The 2,589-nt window shown below is 42.8% G+C and carries 2 protein-coding genes; both read left to right on the top strand.

Translation table 11 applies throughout. From position 1 onward, the window contains the following. Positions 1-147: 147 nt before the first annotated feature. Positions 148-1,701, top strand: a complete 1,554-nt coding sequence (istA, locus tag AA84_RS0112270; RefSeq protein WP_028977443.1) for an IS21 family transposase — start codon at positions 148-150, stop codon at positions 1,699-1,701. Further along, entirely contained in the window at positions 1,698-2,441 is a 744-nt protein-coding gene (istB, locus tag AA84_RS0112275; protein WP_028977444.1) for an IS21-like element helper ATPase IstB, read from the top strand. The genes istA and istB overlap by 4 nt, the downstream gene beginning before the upstream one ends. The last annotated feature ends 148 nt before the right edge of the window (positions 2,442-2,589 follow it).

Here is a 2,589-nt window from a genome sequence, read left to right on the forward strand (position 1 = left end):
TGTATATTGCCATTGAATAGGGACAGCTGTGCCAAGTTTTTGGGACAGTAAAGACATCAAATTGGGACAGTTAGGACATGTGAGGGACACCTCCTGTATAATGAGCTTGCACCTAGTGGTGTAAATCCATTACAGGAGGTTTTTTTAATGATCAAATACCGTGAAATTTTGCGGCTTCATGCTCAGGGATTTAGCCATCGGCATATTGCTTCGAGCTGCGGATGTTCGAAGAATACCATTGGCAATGTCCTGAGGCGGGCTGGAGAGAAAGGAGTCTCATGGCCACTGGATAAGGACATGGATAATCCTGAACTCCAGAATATTCTTTTTCCTGAAAAGCATCGATCTGAGATGAGACGTCCACCGGATTGTAGCTATCTCCACCAGGAAATGGCTCGAAGCGGAGTGACCCTGTCATTGCTTTGGCATGAATATGTAGAAACGTGTAGACAAAACAAGGAGATCCCTTACAGTTATCGGCAATTCTGTCGTTTTTACAACAGCTATGTGATAAAGACCAAAGCAACCATGAGAATTAAAAGAAAGCCTGGTGAAGCAATGGAAGTGGATTGGGCAGGTCAAACTGCTTCAATTCAGGATTCTATCACCGGACAGACCATTCCTGCTTACGTCTTCATATCTGTGTTACCTTGTAGTCAATATGCTTACGTCGAGGCATTTCTATCCATGGATACACCAAGCTGGATAACCGCTCATATCCATGCCCTGCAGTTTTTCGGTGGGGTTCCCCGAATGATTATTCCTGACAATTTAAAGACTGGTGTTGAACGATCATCCTCAACAGACCCGGTGATCAATCGCTCGTATCAGGAAATGGCTGAGCATTATCAAACAGCGATTGTTCCTGCCAGGGTTCGCCACCCGAAGGACAAACCCAATGTAGAAGGGGGTGTTCGAATCATATCAACTTGGATTATTGCCTCCCTGAGAAACGGTCAATACTTTTCGATTTCCGAGCTGAATCAAGCGATAAGAGAGAAATTAACGGAATATAATGAGAAGCCCTTTCAGAAAAAAGATGGAAGCAGGCAATCCGCTTTTGCGGAGGAGGAGAAGTTTGCCCTTCTCCCTTTACCTGCTTCCTCATACGAATTAGCGACATGGAAAAAAGCTACCGTACCCTTTGATTATCACATATCTGTAGAAAAAATGTACTATTCCGTTCCCTATGAATACATGAAACACCAGGTGGATGTTCGAGTGACCCGAAACATGATCGAAATCTATTTTAATCACTTCCGCGTTGCTTCGCATATCAGACTTTATGGGAAGAAAGGTCAGCTATCTACCAATCCCGAGCATATGCCCGATAAACATAAGGATTATTTATCGATGAACCGAGATTATTTTATGTCCTGGGCTAAGGAAGTCGGGGTTCATACACTCATTACTGTAAAAGCGATTCTCGCTTCATACAAAGTAGAAAAACAGGCACTTAAATCATGTTCATCACTCACAAAACTAGCAGATAAATACTCTGTAGAACGCCTCGAACGGGCATGTGGACGTGCCTTAGACTATTCGCCAAGACCCAATCTGAACAGTATTAAGACCATTTTAAAAACAGGTCAGGATAAACAACAACTAGACTCTATCAATCCACCAAAATCAAATACAAATCAAAGCGATACTCACGGTTTCGTTAGAGGTGCAGCCTACTATGGGAGGAAAGAAAAATGACGAGCGAAAATACCTTATCAAAATTATATGATATGAGATTGACCGCTATGGCTGAACAATATAGCGAGCAATTACGCGATAGCCAATACAATGATTTATCATTCGAAGATCGATTCAGTCTCTTAGTGGATCGTGAGTGGGATCGAAGAAAGAACAACAAACTGGATCGCCTGATTAAGAAGGCAGGATTTCGATATAATCAAGCCTGTATTGAAGACATTGAATATCATCCTGATCGCAAACTGGACAAAACTCAGATTCTACGATTAGCCTCCGGACAATACATTCAGGACAAGCATAACTTGATCATTCAAGGGGCTTCTGGGAACGGAAAATCCTATCTCTCTTGTGCTTTTGGCATGGCGGCCTGTCGACAGTTTTATACAGTGAAATATACTCGTCTGCCTGATTTACTCGATGAGCTAGCCGTTGCCAGAGGAGAAGGGATTTTCCAAAAAGTCATGAAGTTATATCGCAAAGTCGATCTTCTTATCCTGGATGAATGGCTACTCACCCCATTGAGAGAAAACGAAGCACGTGATTTACTGGAAATTATCGAGACTCGACATCAAGTGTCCTCAACGATTTTCTGTTCTCAATTTGATGCACAAGGATGGTATGAAAATATTGGCCAGGCAACCCTCGCCGATGCCATTCTCGATCGTATCATTCACGATTCATACACCATCTTAATTGATGGAGAAGTGTCCATGAGAGAAAGACACGGATTAAAAGAATAAGAAAAATGGGTCGCAGAGGCATCATCTACGGATGATCCCTCTGCATTTTTAGCTCTGCCTGTCCCTCGCATGGCACACATGTCCCTCGTTTATGTCCTAAGTGTCCCAAAAACATGGCATAACTGGGCTTTTGCGATGGCAATATACA

Source organism: Sporolactobacillus terrae DSM 11697 (assembly GCF_000648615.1).
Classification (GTDB): domain Bacteria; phylum Bacillota; class Bacilli; order Bacillales; family Sporolactobacillaceae; genus Sporolactobacillus; species Sporolactobacillus terrae.